The organism is Micromonospora arida (assembly GCF_003857035.1).
GTDB lineage: Bacteria > Actinomycetota > Actinomycetes > Mycobacteriales > Micromonosporaceae > Micromonospora > Micromonospora arida.
The window spans coordinates 1-16235 of sequence record NZ_QGSY01000213.1 but is presented as its reverse complement, the minus strand read 5'-3'; the positions used below and the strand labels follow the sequence as shown (position 1 = coordinate 16235).

The following is a 16235-nucleotide window of genomic DNA, read 5'->3' as shown; positions in this document are numbered from 1 at the left end:
AGCGACTGTTCATACCGGCGCAACCGGCGACGGCGCAACCGCCTAGACTTCAGCCATGCCGCGCGGAGTCGCCATCCCAGCGCTCAGACAGCAGCTCTTCGCTGCCGTCGAGCGGTTGATCGTGGAAGAGGGGCCGAGCCGGCTCACCGGCCGGGCCGTCACGCGCGAGGCCGGCGTCGCGACTGGCCTGCTCTACGCGCACTTCGCGAACTTCGACGATTTCCTGACCGGGTTCGCGGTCGATCGCGTCTTCCAGATCGCCGGCGAGGTGGCCGGCCTGCCGCAGCGCGCCGGGTCCGGCACGGTTGCCGACAATCTGCGTCAGGCCGTCCTCGCCACGCCGTTGGGCACGCTGACGGCGTTGGCCCGGCTGACCGCGTTCCGCCCGGAGTTGTCGGCGAACGTCGAGGCGGTCCTGGGTAGCGGTATGTCAGGGCTACGGGGGATCGAACGCGCGGTCGCCGACTATCTGGCCGCCGAGCAGAGCCGTGGGCGCGTGCCTGCCGACGCCGACACCGACGCACTGGCCCTGGCGGTGGTCAGCGTGCTGCACCACGTCGCGCTGACCGGCCACACCGACCCGACGGCGGAGCACCGGATCCAGCGGGTGATCGGCGCGCTCACCCATGGTTTCCCCGCCGCCGCACCCTCCTGAGCGCCGCGCCGGCAATCCCGCGCTGGGCCTCGCGTCCCGGCCCGAATCGTCGTGCGTCTCCGCAGCGCGGTCCGCGACGTCATCGCGCGAGGACGGCGGGGCACGGTCCATCAGCCGGGGCGGGAGAGGGCTCGGGTCAGCCGGTGAAGGGCTCGGGTCCGAGGCGACCCCAGGCCACGAACGCGGCCAGGGTGAGGTAGATCAGATTCAGCACGATGAACCTCGCCTCGCCGTAGCGCAGGTGGGTGATCATCGCGCCGATCATCAGCAGGATCCAGCAGATGGCGGTCACCGGCACCAGCACCGGTGCGATGTCCAGCACGGCGGGCAGGATGAGACCGACCGCGGCTAGGACTTCCAGGACTCCGAGGGTCTTGACGAAGCCCACGCTGGCGTCGCCGGTCCACCCTCCGCCGTTGGCTGCGGCCAACTTCTGCTTGGGTACGAACGTCTTGGTGATGCCGCCGGCCAGGGCGATTGTGGCCAACAGACCGGCCGCTATCCACAGTGCCAGGTTCATGAGTTTGCCTCCGTCTCGGGTCACACAGGAGACACCGCCGGCCGCTGCGCTGTGACAGCTCGTGAAGTGACGAGGAGCACGGACGCCCGGCGTCACAGAAGTCGGCAGGCCGGTGTCTGGTGGGCGACGCGGTCGAGTTCGGCGAGACTGGAGGACGCATGGATGCGGAAGGCGGAATCAGAGGAGCGGACGGCCGGGGGGACCGGGCCGTCGACGCGTTCGTCAGTCACCGGAACCTGCTCTTCACCGTCGCGTACGAGATGCTCGGCTCGGCCGCCGACGCGGAGGACGTACTCCAGGAGACCTGGCTGCGGTGGGCGGACGCGGACCTCGCGACGGTGCGGGACCAGCGCGCCTACCTGGTCCGGATCACCACCCGGCTGTCGCTCAACCGGCTGCGGGCGGTGGGCCGGCGCAGGGAGTCCTACGTCGGTTCCTGGTTACCGGAGCCGCTGCTGACGGCACCGGACGTCGCCGACGACGTCGAACTCGCCGAGAGCGTCTCGATGGCGATGCTGCTGGTGCTGGAGACGCTCGCGCCGACCGAGCGGGCGGTGTTCGTCCTCCGTGAGGTCTTCGACCTTGGGTACGACGAGATCGCCGAGGCGGTCGACAAGAGTCCCGCCGCGGTCCGTCAGATCGCCCACCGGGCGCGGGCTCATGTCGCCGCGCGCCGGCAGCGCGGGATGGTCTCCTCGGCGGACACCCGGCGGGCGTTGGACGCGTTCCGGCGGGCCGTCGAGACCGGCGACGTGCAGGGCCTGCTCGACGTCCTCGCGCCGGATGTCGTGCTCATCGGCGACGGCGGCGGGATCAAGCAGGCCGTGCTGCGGCCTGTCGCCGGGGCCGACAAGGTGGCCCGTCTGCTGTGCAGCACACACGCCAGGACCGCGACCATGTCGCTGCACCCCGCCCAGGTCAACGGTCACCCGGCGCTGATTCTGCGGCTCGACGGCGCGGTCGACACGGTCCTCGCGCTGCGTATCGACGACGGTCTCATCAGCGGGGTCTACGCGGTGCGTAACCCGGAGAAGTTGTCGCACATGCGAAGCGAAACGGCCCTGGGCCGCTGATCGCGCTACAGGGCGCTCGCCAACCCGCCGGTCTTCGACCCGCTTCGACACGGACCCTAGTACGGGGGCGTGGGCGTCTCCGGCGACCGGTGGCGGGATCGTCGCGCATCCGCTCCGGCGACGCCGAGCAGCACAACGGCGGCGACCGCGCCTGCGGTGAGCGGCCGGAGGTGCAGTGCTGCCGGGATCAGCAGGCCGAAGGCCAGCAGGGCGGCCAGCCGGGACCGGGAGACCCGACCGAAGACCTGGTATTCGAGCGCCGATCGTCCGGCGAGGAAGAGCACCGGGCCGCCGAAGATGGCGATGAGCCAGGTCGCCGGGAGGTGCCCGAGCGGCTCGGTGATGAACAGCTCGAAGCCGACGCCGGTGAGCACGATCCCCGCGATCATGACCATGTGGGCGAACGCCATGTCGGTCGCGAGCCGGGCCGGGTTACCGGAACGGTCGACGGCCGCGCCGAGCATTCCTCCCGCCACGTGGAAGTAGATCCGCCAGAGCAGGACGGTGCTCGCCAGCGCCAGGACGAACCCACCCGTCTGGTCGGTGTGGAACTCGCTGCCGCTGAAGGCTAGGCCGATGACGAAGATCGCCTCGCCGAGAGCGATGAGGAGGAACTGTTGGTACCGCTCGGCCAGGTGCTCGGCCGCGATCATCTGGACGCCGAGTCGTTGCGCGCCGAGTCGGGGGGTCGGCCAGCCGAAGTACAGCCCCGTGTAGTCGGTCAGCACGGCGAGGGTCCAGAGTGTCCCGCGAACCGTGCCGTCGTCGACCAGCCCGCCGAGGCCCCAGAGCGGTGCGCTCAGGCCGAACCAGAACAGGATCCGGATGGACTGTTGGGGGTCCGGCCGGCCGTGCCCGGCGACGTGGAAGAACACCACTCGGCCGATCTGGAGGGTCACCAGGGTGATGGCGAAGAGGGAGGCCCGCGCGCCGAAGCCGTGCGGCACGGCGACGGCCATCGTCATGGCACCGACCAACGTCATGATGATGACGGTCTGGACGATCGGGGCGTCCGGGTCCAGCCAACTTGTCGACCAGACCGTCACCGACCAGATCGCCCACAGCGCCAGGAACAGCAGCAGAGCCTGGCCGAGGCCCGCGTACACACCGCGCTGGCCGTCGGTGAAGTCGGCGATCAGCCGCGCCGAGATCCGGGTGAGGGCGAAGACGAAGACCAGGTCGAGGAAGAGCTCCAGAAAGGTGGCCCGCTGGCGGGTGGCTTCGCTGCGCAACAGTCTGTCGGGGGTGTTCCTCATCGGCTCCCCACGTGCCGGTGTCGCCGAACGACCACTTCCCCTCCCGTCGCGGTGATCTCCTCGCCTAACGAGCCAGGGGGCGGCTGTGGCACGTGGGGGAGCGAGGCCGGCTCACCACAACAGTCACCAATCCGTCACCCGACCGCTACCGCAGGTGTGCGCCTCTACGCTCGTGGACGTGCCCGGACCTGCCGAGAAGGCCGCTGAACAGGACCGGCGTGACCTCATCGTCACGGTCGCGCGAGAGTTGGCCGAGACGGAGGGCTGGGCGGGTGTGACCACTCGACGGCTCGCCGAACGAACCCAGATCGACATGGGCGACATCTATCGGCACTTCGCCGATCTGGAGGCGCTGATCGCCGCCGTCGCGGTGTGTGCCTTCGCCGATCTGGCCGCCGACCTCGCCGAGGCGCACGCGGAGACCGCCGGGAGCCCCGAGGGGGTCTGGCCGGCGGTCGCGACCGCGTACCTCGACTTCGCGTACACGAATCCCGAGGTCTATGACGCGATGCTCGCGCTGACCCCCGACCTGGCCCTCGGCGTGGATGGCGTGCCGGCCGCGCCGAGGGCGGTCTTCGCCGAGTTGCGGGCGGCCCTGACCCCGCTGGCCGAGGGGCGGGACCCGGACACCCTGGCCGAGGTGGGTTGGAGCCTGCTGCACGGCGTGGTGATGCTCACCCGCGGTGGCCGGCTGCGACCCGAGGGGCAGGAGGACCGCGAAGCGTTGATCGCGCAACGGTTGCTGCGGTGGCCCTGACCACGCTGGGCGGGAACCATCATGGATGTCGCCTCCGCAGGACGACGGCCGCGCCGCAACGGTTCACGAAAATCCGGAAGATCTCACATCGATCTCCCGCCTATCCTGTCTCTCGGCCTTGGGACGGTGGCACGGGGAGGGGATGGCATGACGATCGGCGTGGCGGCGCGACGGCAGGCACAGGTGTTGATCTTTGATGCGGACGACACGTTGTGGGAGAACAACGTCGTCTTCGAGCGGGTGATCGACGACTTCCTTGCCTGGCTGGACCACCCCACCCTGGATCGGGCCGAACTGCGGGCCGTCCTCGACGACATCGAGCGGGCCAACGCGGTGGCCCACGGGTACGGCAGCAAGGTCTTCCTGCGCAGCCTGGCGGAGTGCCTGGAGCGGCTGCGCGAGCGGCCGGCCACCGACTCCGAACGTCAGGAGATCGACCGGCTGGCGTTGGCCCTCGTCGAGCACCAGGTTGAGCTGATGCCGGGGGTGGCCGACGCGCTCGACGACTTGGCCGGCCGGCACGAGTTGCTGCTGCTCACCAAGGGCGATCGGGAGGAGCAGCAGCGCAAGTTGGACGCCTGCGGTCTGCTGCACCACTTCGGGGCCGCGCACATCGTCGCCGAGAAGAACGTCGACACGTACCGGTGGCTCACTCGGGAGCACGGCTTCGCGCCGGACGGCGCGTGGATGATCGGCAACTCCCCGAAGTCCGACATTCTGCCGGCGCGGGCCGCCGGATTGAACGCGGTGTTCATTCCGAACGCGAACACCTGGGTGCTGGAGGACGACGAACTGGACCCGACCGACGGCTTGGTGCTGCGGCTCGCCGCGTTCCGGGATCTGCTGCGCCACTTCTGACCGTACCGAAGCCAAACAGCGTCGGCGATCATGGTCGCGTTACGCCAATCTGCCCGATTTTCATCGTGGGATCAGTCCTGCCGCCGGTCGTCCGACGCGGCTTGTCCGGCCGGTCGGAGCGCACCTAACCTGGTTCGGCGCTCACGGCCCTTCGGGGTGTGTCGGGGGCGCGTCGGCGTTCGGCGGGTGAGCACCGTGGAGCTGAGTGCGAAGTGGCCGGCTCACCCCGTTCTGGCGCGTGGCGTCGTGCCACGCCCGCGCGGCGGGGTGCCGGAGCTGTCCGCTTCCCTGCCGGACGGCCGAGGGTCAGGGCCGGGTAGTTGCGGACCCGGTCCTGACCCGCCCGCGAATCGTTCGACCCTTACGGGCGGGGCAGACCCCGCGCCGGTTCGACTGTCAGGATGGCGGCATGAAGCGCAGATCTCTCCTACTCGGCGCGGCGGCGGGTCTGGCCGCCCCGGCCGTGCTCACCCCGGCTGCGCCCGCACTCGCGACGGACCGGCCGCTGCGGCCGGGCTGGGGCACGGCCCCGGCGCAGCGGCCCTGGCCGGGGTTGCAGCTACCGAGCCGGGCCAGCGCGTTGACCACGCTGCCGGTGGAGACGAAGCAGGTGATCATCGTCGGCGCCAGCAGCTACACCACCACCTACGCCACGCTGGAGGCGTACGTGCGGGTCCGGAACGGCTGGCAGCCGGCTTCGCCGTCGTTGCCCGCTCGGATCGGCTCGAAGGGCTTCAGCGACAACCACGTGGAGGGTGTGGCGACCACGCCGACCGGCGTCTACTCGATCGGCACCACCATGTACGGCATCGCGGCCAACCCGGGCGTGCGATTCCCCTACCACCGGCTGGTCAGTGGTGACTGGTGGAACGAGAACCCGTCGTCCGCGCGCTACAACACCTTCCAGCAGAGTGCGACCAACCCGGGCGGGGCCAGCGAGGCACTGTGGAAGGAGGTCCCCGCGTACACGCACTTCGCGGTGATCACCTACAACATGCCGCCGAACGTGCCGAAGCCGGTGCCGAACGCGGGCAGCGGGATCTTCCTGCACCAGTTCAGCACCAGCGCCGGCAACGCCACCGCTGGTTGCGTCTCCCTCGCCCACGATCACCTGGTCGACGTGCTCAACTGGCTGGACCCGGCGCTGTCGCCGCGCATCGTGCTCAGCCCGTACGCCCAGCTCAGCCGATACTGAGAGCCGTTGCGGCTCAGTCCGCCTCGCGCCGGACGATCGCCACCGCCACCCGGCAGAACTCGTCCATGTCCGGGTTGAACCCGGCAGCGATGTCGGGATGCAACCCGGAGCGGGTCTCCTCCAACAGTCGCTGGCAGACCTGCTCGACCGGTTCGCCGGCATAGCCGGAGCGGACCCGCTCGGTGGCCGCCTGAAGCGCCGAGGTCAGCTGCTCCTCCAGCGGGCCGCGCAGCTTCTGCTGCACGGGATCGAGCCCGCGGGGGTCGAGCGTGACATGTGGCTCCGACATCGGTGCTCCCTTCGTCGGCGTCCGCGATACCCCACCGCGAACGTCGGTCAAACCCCGGCCGGTACGGCGGCGACCCGCACCTGGTACGAGAACTCCTCCGCCGGCTCCTCGTGGTACGACAGCCGGCGGATCTGCCGGTCGTCGTCGTAGAGGGCGACGTCGACCAGCACGCCGAGGTGGGTGAGGCCGATGCTCGACACCCGCTTCTTGTCCTGCAACACCGCGCAGACGCCGCCGAGTAGGGTGCTGGCGTCGGACGTACGGTGCCCGGGCGGGCAGCGCAACACCAGGTCCACCTCGATCGGCCCGGGCAGCGGCGTCCAGCCGGTGCGCTGGGCCGCGGCGAGGGCGGCCTGGAGCAGGGTGCGGACCCTCGTCGCCTGCCGGTGCCCGGCGGCGAAGATGGACAACGCTTCGGTCTTGACCGGTGGCAGGCCGCTCACCTCGAACGTCAGGGCGAGAGCGCGGGTGTCCTGCACGACGGCACCTCCTCGTTGGGACGATCCTGCCGAACCGGGGGAGCGGCGGTGGGACGTTCCCGCGATTACCAACCGATCGGGCAGGCATGGGTCGGCCGGAGGCGTGTCGACGGCGGTGGCGAACGCGCCGGCTACGGCGCTAGGAAAACGCTAGCCGACGACGCCCGCGCTCGGTAGTCGGTCGTTCACCCGGTGGGGCGTGGTGCGAAGGCGCAGAACTCGTTGCCCTCGGGGTCGGCCAGCACCCACCACCAGTGCGCCTCGTCGAGCGGCTCCCGCAGCAGCGTCGCGCCCGCCGCGATCAGCGCCATCGGCTCCGGGTCGACCAGGTCGACGTCCCAGTGCAGCCGGTTCTTGACCGTCTTGGGCTCGGCCACCCCGACGAACACCCAGTACTCCCACGGGAACCCGGCCGCGCCGGCCACCGACGAGGTGCTCGCCTCGTGCTCGACGGTGCCGCCGACCACCCCGGCCCACCAGGTCGCCTGCGCCGCCGGGTCGGTCGAGTCCACCACCAGCTCGAACGGGCCTGGTCGGGTGCCGTCACGGGCCGGGAACGCGCAGAACTCGTTGCCCTCCGGGTCGTCGAGCACCCACCAGGACGCCTCGCCGCCCGGTTCGCGGACCAGCCGTGCGCCATCCGCGAGCAACGCCGCCGGGTCCGCGTCGGCCAACCGCAGATCCAGGTGTACGCGGGTCTTGCCGACCCGAGGCTCGGGCACCTTGTTCACCCAGATCGACTCGGCGTTGGAGCGCGCGGAGCGCGGGTCCACCCGGGTGTCGTCGTCACCGGCATCGGCCACGTCACCGTCGAGCATGCGGGCCCAGAAGGCGCCGAGTGCGAGTGGGTTGGTGGCGTCCAGGCAGAGATCCTTGAAGCGCGCAATCATGGCCCCAGCATGCCTGACCCGGGTTTGACCCGGGTTTGACCCGGGTCTGACCCGGGTCTGACCGCGATCTTGCACATTCTGTCCCGACGTAGGGGGCATTCCACGCTTTTCGGCGACCGAAACTGCAAGATCGGCGCGGGCGGGCGGTCGGGGCATGTCTACTTCGGAGAAGCCCTCGCGTGAGGGCTTCTCCGGGTTTCGCGTTCAGTGTTGCTTGACGAAACCGACGAACGCCTTCCAGGCCGTCGGGTCGACGTGCAGGGTGCCGCCGTCGCGGTCCTTGGTGTCGCGCACCAGCACCACGCTCGGCAGGTTGTCGGCGACCTCGACGCAGGCTCCGCCGTTGCCACCGGACCGGGTCGACTTGCGCCACTGGGGGGTCAGCATGCCCATGACTTCGCCACTTCCTTGATCAGGTCGATTGACTGCCGGCGGGGGAGCGCCTCGTTCCGCACGATTTCCCATGTCTTCGCCAGCTTAGCGACGTCGGTTGGCGCATCGACGATCTGCGCGGTGAGCTGGTTGTCGGCATAGGTCACGCGCTCGCCGTCCGGCATCTCGGCGATGATGAACTGGCCGCCCATTCCCAGGTACATCCCAGCATCCGTCGGGACGATGTGCACCTGGATATGCTCCGCCGCCGTCAACTGGGCGAGGTGTTCGCACTGCTCGACCATGAGCCCCGGCTGGTCGAGCACCGGCCGGCGCAGCACCGCCTCGTCCAGGACGGCGATGAGCTGCGGCGGGCGCGGGCGTTGCAGGATCGCCTGGCGCTCCAACCGGGAGGCGACGATCCGGTCCACATCCTCGGGGTCGAACCGGCCACCGGCCAGCGTCGCGCGGGCGTACCGCTCGGTCTGGAGCAGGCCCGGCACGTACGCCAACTCGAACCAGCGCAGCGTGGTCGCCTCCCGCTCGAACTCGATCCACTCGCGCAGCCAGGCCGGCTCGGCGTCGAGCCGGGCCAACCCCTCCAGCATGCGCAGGAAGCGCCCGCCGGTGTGGTGGTGGGTGTCGACCGCCCTCATGTACTCCTTAGTGGGCGGTCGCCCGCCGGTCTCCACCGAGCTGACATGTGAACCCGAATAGCCGATGCCCCTGCCGAAGTCGTCCTGACTGAGCCCGAACCCCGTCCGGAACAGACGCAGTTCCTCCAGTACGTAGTCGGTGACGCTCCCCATCGATTCCCCAACCTTCGCTCGGTCTGGCTCGGCGTGTCCCTCATGGGTGCTCACCTGGACCGCTGAGCTGCACGGATGGCACGAGCACGTATCGACGGTAGTCGCGTCATCACCAGACTGTCACCAGTGGCGGGTCCGCTGGTGGCCGGGATGGCGGCGGCAGGCTCTGCACCCGGGGTCGCTCCCGTCTCCCCCTTGCGGGAGCGACCCCTTCACCCACCTTCAGGAGGACGATGTGCTGAGGCCCTTGGTGCGGTGGCGGTGATGGTTGTGGTCCGGCCGCCCGTCCCGCACGTCGCCATGCGCCCGCTCTGGCGGTGCCGCAACTGCGGCCGGGAGTGGCCCTGCCAGCCGGCCAAGCTCGCCCTGCTGAGCGAGTACCGGGCTAACCGGACCGCACTGTTGATCTATCTCGGCACTCTTATGCACGAGGCGACGAACCAGCTCACCCAACTCCATCCGGACCACCCGCCGGCCCGGATGACCGAGCGTTTCCTCTCCTGGGCCAGGGCCCGCGGCTGACGCTCGGCCCGCCGTCCTTCATCCCGGAAAGTGGATCAGCGGCACCCCGTCGGAGTATCCGGGCCCCTCGCTGGTCAGCACCGCGGCGTCGTGGGTCAGGCCCGCCACGGCGGCTGCGGCCAGGTCGAAACGACGGGTCCTGCGCTGCCAGAAGGTCAGCTCCGGTAGATCCTCCGCCTGCTCGGGCAGCAGCGCGCAGGACGTCAGGGCCAGCAGCTTGTGCAGCAGGGCCAAATCCTTGCCGGTCGCCATGGTCAACGCTTCGGTCGCTGCCACCACCGGCACCCCGAACCGCACCCCGTCCTCAATCACCTCGTGGACGGGCTCGCCCACGTGCACCGTCCGGAGGACGGCGTACCCCAGCAGGGCCGACCGGTCCAGGATGAGCCGAACTGGTGGCGTCGTCTCCGAGGTCATGCGGCGTCGGCGCGGGGCGCGGTGTCGTCACCGTTCATCTCGGCCTCCATGGCGGCGCGGATCTTGGCGCGCTCCGCCTCGAACCGCTCCGGAGACCACTCAGCCTCGACGCCCAGGCGACGGGCCCGCGCCTCGGCCACACCCTGCTCGCTGACGTGGATGCCGGCGGCGAGCAACAACTCCTTGTGCTGCTCCACCCGCTTGCGCCGACGCACCGACTCAGTGACGTAGGCGCTGGCCATGCGGTTGCCCTGGCTCTCCAGGATCTGACTCACGTCCGGGGGGACGGAGATCGTGAAGCGGCGCTGAGGCTCTGTCATACGCGCAGCTTACACCTGTCATACTCCAGGCTGGCGCTGCTCGTACCGTCAAGCGGGTTTGACTCTGGTGGCATTCGGGTGCGGGCCGTCGGCGGCGGTCCGGGCCTCGCGCAGTGACAAGCGGCGTGCCAGCGCAGTGGCGCCCGCGAGCGCGGCCAGGACCATGGCGATCTCCGCGACCACCACCGGCGGTGCCGTGCTGTAGTGGGTGGACCAGGCGAAGCCGACAGTGATCGGCGTGATGACGATGCCGGCCGCCGGCACGAGGATGCTCATCAACCGAGCCGTCCGCCGGATATCGGGCAGGTCGCGGAGCCGGGTCCGTACCGCGATGACCGCTCCCGTGACGACCACGGCGGCCGGTATGCCGTAGTAGACGGCGACGGCGAGCTGGACCGGTACGTCGATCGAGCGGGGGATGTCGACCATGCGGACGAAGGCCGGGTAGGCCGCCATCAGGAGGCCGTAGCCGAGCACGACACCGAGCGTCGCGCCGATCAGCGCGGTGCCGAGAATGCGGCCGTAGTCGCCACGCACCCGTCGGACGCCAGCCTCGTCGGCGAGCCGCCGCGCGAAGCCGGACACGTCACCGCCGATCAACTGCTCGGGATCGCCCCCGTCGGCGGCCGCGGCTCGCAGGTCGAGGCGCAGGTCCGCGGCGAGTGCCGCCCGATCGGCCGAGCCGACCCCGTACCCGCGCCACGCCTGGTCGGCTTCGCCCAGCAGGCGGTCGATGGTGTCCATGGGTCAACTCCTCGTGGGGTTGTGGTCGAGCGGGCAGAGAACGGCGTCGACGGTGTCGGTGAAGCGGTTCCACTGTTTCTGCCAGGCATCCAGGTGGATCCGACCGGACCCGGTCAGCGCGTAGACCTTTCGGGGCGGACCGGTCGGGCTGACCTGCTGTTCGTGAGCAACAAGGCCAAGTCGGCGCATGCGAGTCAGCAGGGGATAGATGGTGCCGTAGCTGATGGCGCCGAAGCCGGCCGTCTCCATTCGCCGAACCAGCTCGTAGCCGTGCGCCGGCTCGCGTGCCAGCAGCGCCAGCAGGCACATGTCCAGCGCGCCCCGCAGGAGTTGGGTCTGGCGGTCGTTGTCGTCGAAGGACTGGCTCTCCGCCGCTACCATGCGACACATACTACCTTGCTATTTGGCGTCACGATATACCGAACTGAACTTCGGCTGTGACAGCCAGGTTTCGCGACTTCCCGGGTGGGGCAGAGTAGCCGCTACAGAGCGTTCGCGCCGGAGTTTTCGCAGCTCACCGGCTCGAGATCGTCTCGCCGTGCGCCGGGGCACGGATGCCCTCCCCGGTCTTCGCCGAGGAGAGGGGGAGAGCGATGACGGACCCCGAGACGGCTCGACACCGACGCCGGCCGGTTGTTCGGCTGGGCGCGGCGGCCGCCGCGCTGGCACTCGTCGCACCGCTGGCCGCGTGCGGCGCGGACGACGCTGGCGGCCCACCCACGATCAACCTGTACTACCCGCCAGAGCAGAACCTGCAGAAGGTCGTCGACGACTGCAACGCGCAGGCCCAGGGACGGTACGAAATCGCCTACCGGGTGCTGCCCCGGCAGGCCGACGACCAGCGGGTGCAGATGGTGCGCCGGCTGGCCGCCGAGGACAGCGGGATGGATCTGCTCGGCCTGGACGTCACCTGGACCCAGGAGTTCGCCAGCGCCGACTGGATCCGCGAGTGGACCGGCCAGGACAAGGCCGAGGTCGAGCAGGGCACCCTCGCCGGGCCGTTGGACACCGCCCGGTACGAGGACAAGCTGTACGCGGCGCCGAAGAACACCAACGTCCAGTTGCTCTGGTACCGCAAGGACCTGGTGCCGCAGCCGCCGACCACCTGGGACCAGATGATCAGCGCGGCCCAGCAGCTCAAGGACCAGGGCAAGCCGTACCAGGTGCTCACCATGGGCGCGCAGTACGAGGGTCTGGTCGTCCTCTACAACACCCTGGCCGAAAGCGCCGGCGGGAAGATCCTCAGCGACGACGGCAAGAAGGCCGTGATGGACGAGGGCACGGTCCGGGCGTTGGAGCAGCTGAAGAAGTTCGCCAACTCGGGGGTGACCTCGCCGTCGTTCAGCAACGCCACCGAGGACCCGGTTCGGCTGGAGTTCCAGTCCGGTGCGGGCGCGTTCCAGGTGAACTGGCCGTTCGTCTACCCGGCCCTTCAGGAGGCGAACCCGGAGCTGGCCAAGCAGGTCGGCTGGGCTCGGATTCCGGGCATCGACGAAGGCACCCCCAGCAAGGTCACCATCGGTGGGGTCAACCTGGCGGTCAGCTCCTACTCCAAGCACCCGGAGCAGTCCTTCGAGGCGGCCCGGTGCATCCGCAGCGCCGAGCACCAGAAGTTCTCCGCCATCAACGACGGCGTTCCTCCGACCATCGAGGCGGTCTTCGACGACCCGGAGATGACCGAGGCGTACCCGATGAAGGACACCATCCTGGAGGAGTTGAAGGAACCGGCGACGCGTCCGCTGACCCCCGCCTACCAGAGCATCTCCACAGTGATGTCGGCGATCCTGTCGCCACCGTCCGGGATCCGCCCGCAGCAGACCGCCGACGAGCTGCGCGGCGCCATCGCCGACGCCCTCCAGTCCAAGGGGGTCCTGCCGTGAGCGCGAGGAGTGAGCCGTTCCTGCGAGCCCCGCAGTCGCGAAGGAAGGTGGCCCCGTGAGTATCAACGCCACGCCGACCGGCGCCGAAGTCGCCGCCGAGGAAACCCAGCGGCCCGCCTCCGTACCGAAGCAACGCGGCAGCCGTCGCAAGCCCCCGTTGAGCGAGAACAAGAAGGCCGAACGCCGGCTCGGTCTGCTGCTCTGCGCGCCGGCCGCGCTGGTCATGATCGCGGTGACCGCGTACCCGATCATCTACTCGGTCTGGCTGTCGTTGCAGCGCTTCGACCTGCGCTTCCCCGACCAGCGTGAGTTCATCGGGCTGGAGAACTACGTCACAGTGCTCACCAACGAGTTCTGGTGGACCGCGTTCGGGGTGACAACGCTGATCACGGTGGTCACCGTGGCCGTCGAGCTGGTGCTCGGTATGGGCCTGGCGATCATCATGCACCGCACCATCGTCGGGCGCGGCCTGGTCCGGACCTCGGCGCTGATCCCGTACGGGATCGTCACAGTGGTCGCCGCGTTCTCCTGGCGGTACGCCTGGACGCCCGGCACCGGCTACCTGGCCGACCTGTTCAGTGACGGCGCGCCGCTCACCGAACGGGCCAGCTCCCTGGCGATCATCATGCTGGCGGAGATCTGGAAGACCACCCCGTTCATGGCGCTGCTGCTGATGGCCGGCCTGGCGCTGGTCCCGGAGGACCTGCTCAAGGCGGCCTCCACCGACGGCGCGACCGCCTGGCAGAAGTTCACCAAGGTGATGCTGCCGGTGATGAAGCCGGCGATCCTGGTCGCGTTGCTGTTCCGCACCCTGGACGCGTTCCGGGTCTTCGACAACATCTTCGTGTTGACCGCCGGAGGCAACGAGACGTCGTCGGTGTCGATGCTCGCCTACAACAACCTGATCCGGGGCCTCAACCTCGGCATCGGTTCGACGATGTCGGTGCTGATCTTCATCACCGTGGCGATCATCGCGTTCATCTTCGTGAAGCTGTTCGGCACCGCTGCCCCGGGCAGCGACGACGGGGAGAGGCGCTGACATGGCTGTCGAAACCACTACCAGGGCAAAACTGCGCTGGGGTCTGCTCGACGTCCTCGTGGTCGTCTTCGCGCTGGTCCCGGTGCTGTGGATCGCGTCGCTGTCGTTCAAGACGCCGGCCACCCTCACCGACGGGAACTTCATCCCCCGGGAGTGGACGCTGGACAACTACCGGACCATCTTCGACACCGACCAGTTCGTCCGGGCGCTGGTCAACTCGATCGGCATCGCGCTGATCGCCACGCTGATCGCGGTGGTGCTCGGCGCGATGGCCGCGTACGCGATCAGCCGGCTGGACTTCCCCGGTAAGAAGCTGCTGGTCGGCGTCTCCCTGCTGATCGCGATGTTCCCGCAGGTGTCACTGGTGTCGCCGCTGTTCGAGATCGAGCGTCAGCTCAAGATCTTCGACACCTGGCTGGGGCTGATCCTGCCGTACATCACCTTCGCGTTGCCGCTGGCGATCTACACGCTGTCGGCGTTCTTCAAGCAGATCCCGTGGGATCTGGAGAAGGCAGCGAAGATGGACGGCGCCACCCAGGCGCAGGCGTTCCGGCGGGTGATCGCGCCACTGGCCGCGCCCGGGCTGTTCACCACGGCGATCCTGGTCTTCATCTTCTGCTGGAACGACTTCCTGTTCGCCATCTCGCTGACCTCGACCGAGCGGTCCCGCACGGTGCCGGCCGCGTTGTCGTTCTTCACCGGCGCGTCGCAGTTCGAGGACCCCACCGGGGCGATCTGCGCCGCCGCCGTGGTGATCACCGTTCCGATCATCCTGTTCGTTCTCTTCTTCCAGCGTCGCATCGTGTCCGGGCTGACCTCCGGCGCGGTAAAGGGATAGGTGGGTAGTCATGGCTGACATCGTGCTGGACAAGGTGAGCAAGAGCTTCCCGGACGGGACCGTCGCCGTGCAGGACGTCGACCTGGAGATCGCCGACGGCGAGTTCGTGATCCTGGTCGGGCCCTCGGGCTGCGGCAAGTCCACCACCCTCAACATGATCGCCGGGCTGGAGGACATCAGCTCCGGTGAGCTGCGCATCGCCGGGCAGCGGGTCAACGACAAGGCCCCCCGGGACCGGGACATCGCCATGGTGTTCCAGTCGTACGCGCTGTACCCGAACATGACCGTGCGGGAGAACATGGCGTTCCCGCTGCGGCTGGCGAAACTCGACAAGGAGACCATCGACCGCAAGGTCGACGAGGCGGCGAAGGTGCTGGAGCTGACCTCGCTGCTGGACCGCAAGCCGGCCAACCTCTCCGGTGGCCAGCGTCAGCGGGTGGCGATGGGCCGGGCGATCGTCCGCCAGCCGAAGGCGTTCCTGATGGACGAGCCGCTGTCCAACCTCGACGCCAAGCTGCGGGTGCAGATGCGCACCGTGGTGTCCCGCCTGCAGAAGCAGCTCGGCACCACCACCGTCTACGTCACCCACGACCAGACCGAGGCGATGACCCTCGGCGACCGCGTGGTGATCATGCGCGGGGGCGCGGTGCAGCAGGTCGGGCCGCCGCAGGAGCTGTACGACCACCCGAAGAACCTCTTCGTGGCCGGCTTCATCGGCTCGCCGTCGATGAACTTCCTGCACGCCGCCGTGCAGGACGGCGAGCTGCACACCGCCCTGGGCACGGTGCCGATCGGTGACCGGGTCCGCCGGGAGTTGGAGGCGGCCGACGCGCCCCGCGAGCTGATCCTCGGCATCCGGCCCGAGCACTTCGAGGACGCCGAACTGGTCGACGACGACACCCGTCGGCGGGGCATGGAGTTCGAGGCGCCGGTGGACATCGTCGAGTCGATGGGCTCGGACAAGTACGTCTACTTCACCGTCGAGGGTGAGAAGGCCAGCGCCGCCGAGCTGGAGGAGCTGGCCGCCGACGCGGGCGCCGCCGACTTCGCCGGTGCCGGCGGCAACCTGGTGACCCGGCTGTCCGCCGAGTCCCCGGTCGCCGAGGGGCAGACGCGGCGGGTCTGGTTCAACCTGGAGAAGATCCACCTGTTCGACCCGGCCAACGGCCGCAACCTGACCCTGCACGAGGGTCGAGCCGCCGGCGCGCTCGCCGACTGACGGCCCCGATCGCGCCGATCTTGCACTTTCGGTCGTCGATACAGGTGGAATGCCCCTTGTGTCGGGACAGGAAGTGCAAGATCGGCGCGGCGGGGGCGGGGCG

21 protein-coding genes are annotated in these 16235 nt (G+C 69.4%); 10 read left to right on the top strand and 11 right to left on the bottom strand.

All coding sequences use genetic code 11. The annotated features are described in order from the left end of the window. Nucleotides 1–55 precede the first annotated feature (55 nt). A complete protein-coding gene (locus tag DLJ58_RS20375) occupies nt 56–655 on the top strand; it encodes a TetR/AcrR family transcriptional regulator (RefSeq protein ID WP_124858615.1) in 600 nt (199 codons plus the stop codon). A gap of 136 nt (nt 656–791) precedes the next feature. Here DLJ58_RS20375 and DLJ58_RS20370 read toward each other — a convergent pair whose 3' ends face one another. Continuing rightward, nucleotides 792–1175, bottom strand: a complete 384-nt coding sequence (locus DLJ58_RS20370) for a DoxX family protein (protein ID WP_124858614.1) — start codon at nt 1173–1175, stop codon at nt 792–794. Between the two features lie 158 nt (nt 1176–1333). Here DLJ58_RS20370 and DLJ58_RS20365 point away from each other — a divergent pair, with 158 nt between their 5' ends. After that, a complete protein-coding gene (locus DLJ58_RS20365) occupies nt 1334–2248 on the top strand; it encodes an RNA polymerase sigma-70 factor (protein ID WP_124858613.1) in 915 nt (304 codons plus the stop codon). Between the two features lie 56 nt (nt 2249–2304). Here DLJ58_RS20365 and DLJ58_RS20360 read toward each other — a convergent pair whose 3' ends face one another. After that, complete coding sequence (locus tag DLJ58_RS20360) at nt 2305–3504, bottom strand: low temperature requirement protein A (RefSeq protein ID WP_124858612.1); 1200 nt, start codon at nt 3502–3504, stop codon at nt 2305–2307. Nucleotides 3505–3682: 178 nt separating this feature from the next. On the opposite strand from DLJ58_RS20360, the gene DLJ58_RS20355 reads away from it, so the two are divergent. The 3 genes from DLJ58_RS20355 to DLJ58_RS20345 all read left to right on the top strand — a co-directional run bounded on the left by DLJ58_RS20355 (nt 3683) and on the right by DLJ58_RS20345 (nt 6314). Then, nucleotides 3683–4261 (top strand): TetR/AcrR family transcriptional regulator, encoded by a 579-nt coding sequence (locus DLJ58_RS20355; protein WP_244219048.1) that lies wholly within the window; start codon nt 3683–3685, stop codon nt 4259–4261. A 147-nt stretch (nt 4262–4408) separates the two neighbouring features. After that, nucleotides 4409–5119, top strand: a complete 711-nt coding sequence (locus DLJ58_RS20350; RefSeq protein WP_124858610.1) for an HAD family hydrolase — start codon at nt 4409–4411, stop codon at nt 5117–5119. A 409-nt stretch (nt 5120–5528) separates the two neighbouring features. Beyond that, nucleotides 5529–6314, top strand: a complete 786-nt coding sequence (locus DLJ58_RS20345) for a L,D-transpeptidase family protein (RefSeq protein ID WP_124858609.1) — start codon at nt 5529–5531, stop codon at nt 6312–6314. Nucleotides 6315–6327: 13 nt separating this feature from the next. Here DLJ58_RS20345 and DLJ58_RS20340 read toward each other — a convergent pair whose 3' ends face one another. From DLJ58_RS20340 to DLJ58_RS20320, 5 genes are all read right to left on the bottom strand, one after another. Then, nucleotides 6328–6603, bottom strand: a complete 276-nt coding sequence (locus tag DLJ58_RS20340; RefSeq protein WP_124858608.1) for a hypothetical protein — start codon at nt 6601–6603, stop codon at nt 6328–6330. 47 nt (nt 6604–6650) lie between these two features. After that, on the bottom strand, nt 6651–7082 hold the full coding sequence (locus tag DLJ58_RS20335; protein WP_124858607.1) for a RusA family crossover junction endodeoxyribonuclease: 432 nt from the start codon (nt 7080–7082) through the stop codon (nt 6651–6653). A gap of 185 nt (nt 7083–7267) precedes the next feature. Continuing rightward, nucleotides 7268–7972 carry a VOC family protein gene (locus DLJ58_RS20330; protein WP_124858606.1) on the bottom strand — a complete coding sequence of 235 codons (705 nt, stop codon included), beginning with the start codon at nt 7970–7972 and terminating at the stop codon, nt 7268–7270. A gap of 204 nt (nt 7973–8176) precedes the next feature. After that, nucleotides 8177–8359 carry a DUF397 domain-containing protein gene (locus DLJ58_RS20325; protein ID WP_124858635.1) on the bottom strand — a complete coding sequence of 61 codons (183 nt, stop codon included), beginning with the start codon at nt 8357–8359 and terminating at the stop codon, nt 8177–8179. Continuing rightward, nucleotides 8353–9153: a helix-turn-helix domain-containing protein gene (locus tag DLJ58_RS20320; protein ID WP_124858605.1), complete on the bottom strand. Its 801-nt coding sequence runs from the start codon at nt 9151–9153 to the stop codon at nt 8353–8355. Before DLJ58_RS20320 ends, DLJ58_RS20325 begins: the two co-directional genes overlap by 7 nt. Nucleotides 9154–9417: 264 nt before the next feature. On the opposite strand from DLJ58_RS20320, the gene DLJ58_RS20315 reads away from it, so the two are divergent. Continuing rightward, entirely contained in the window at nt 9418–9675 is a 258-nt protein-coding gene (locus tag DLJ58_RS20315; protein ID WP_124858604.1) for a flavin reductase, read from the top strand. Nucleotides 9676–9693: 18 nt separating this feature from the next. On the opposite strand, the gene DLJ58_RS20310 is transcribed toward DLJ58_RS20315, so the two are convergent. From DLJ58_RS20310 to DLJ58_RS20295, 4 genes are read right to left on the bottom strand one after another with little or no spacing between them, the layout of a single operon-like run. Further along, nucleotides 9694–10092, bottom strand: a complete 399-nt coding sequence (locus DLJ58_RS20310) for a hypothetical protein (RefSeq protein ID WP_124858603.1) — start codon at nt 10090–10092, stop codon at nt 9694–9696. Further along, nucleotides 10089–10412: a hypothetical protein gene (locus DLJ58_RS20305; protein WP_124858602.1), complete on the bottom strand. Its 324-nt coding sequence runs from the start codon at nt 10410–10412 to the stop codon at nt 10089–10091. The genes DLJ58_RS20310 and DLJ58_RS20305 overlap by 4 nt, the downstream gene beginning before the upstream one ends. Before the next feature lie 48 nt (nt 10413–10460). After that, a complete protein-coding gene (locus DLJ58_RS20300) occupies nt 10461–11156 on the bottom strand; it encodes a hypothetical protein (RefSeq protein ID WP_124858601.1) in 696 nt (231 codons plus the stop codon). A 3-nt stretch (nt 11157–11159) separates the two neighbouring features. Next, nucleotides 11160–11537 (bottom strand): PadR family transcriptional regulator, encoded by a 378-nt coding sequence (locus tag DLJ58_RS20295; RefSeq protein ID WP_124858600.1) that lies wholly within the window; start codon nt 11535–11537, stop codon nt 11160–11162. Between the two features lie 212 nt (nt 11538–11749). Between DLJ58_RS20295 and DLJ58_RS20290 the strand changes: the two genes are divergently transcribed. The 4 genes from DLJ58_RS20290 to DLJ58_RS20275 are packed head-to-tail and all read left to right on the top strand — an operon-like array spanning nt 11750 to nt 16132. After that, complete coding sequence (locus tag DLJ58_RS20290; RefSeq protein ID WP_124858599.1) at nt 11750–13036, top strand: ABC transporter substrate-binding protein; 1287 nt, start codon at nt 11750–11752, stop codon at nt 13034–13036. A 55-nt stretch (nt 13037–13091) separates the two neighbouring features. Further along, complete coding sequence (locus DLJ58_RS20285; RefSeq protein WP_124858598.1) at nt 13092–14075, top strand: carbohydrate ABC transporter permease; 984 nt, start codon at nt 13092–13094, stop codon at nt 14073–14075. A 1-nt stretch (nt 14076) separates the two neighbouring features. Continuing rightward, nucleotides 14077–14913 (top strand): carbohydrate ABC transporter permease, encoded by an 837-nt coding sequence (locus DLJ58_RS20280; RefSeq protein ID WP_124858597.1) that lies wholly within the window; start codon nt 14077–14079, stop codon nt 14911–14913. Nucleotides 14914–14923: 10 nt separating this feature from the next. Next, entirely contained in the window at nt 14924–16132 is a 1209-nt protein-coding gene (locus tag DLJ58_RS20275) for an ABC transporter ATP-binding protein (protein ID WP_124858596.1), read from the top strand. Nucleotides 16133–16235: the final 103 nt, after the last annotated feature.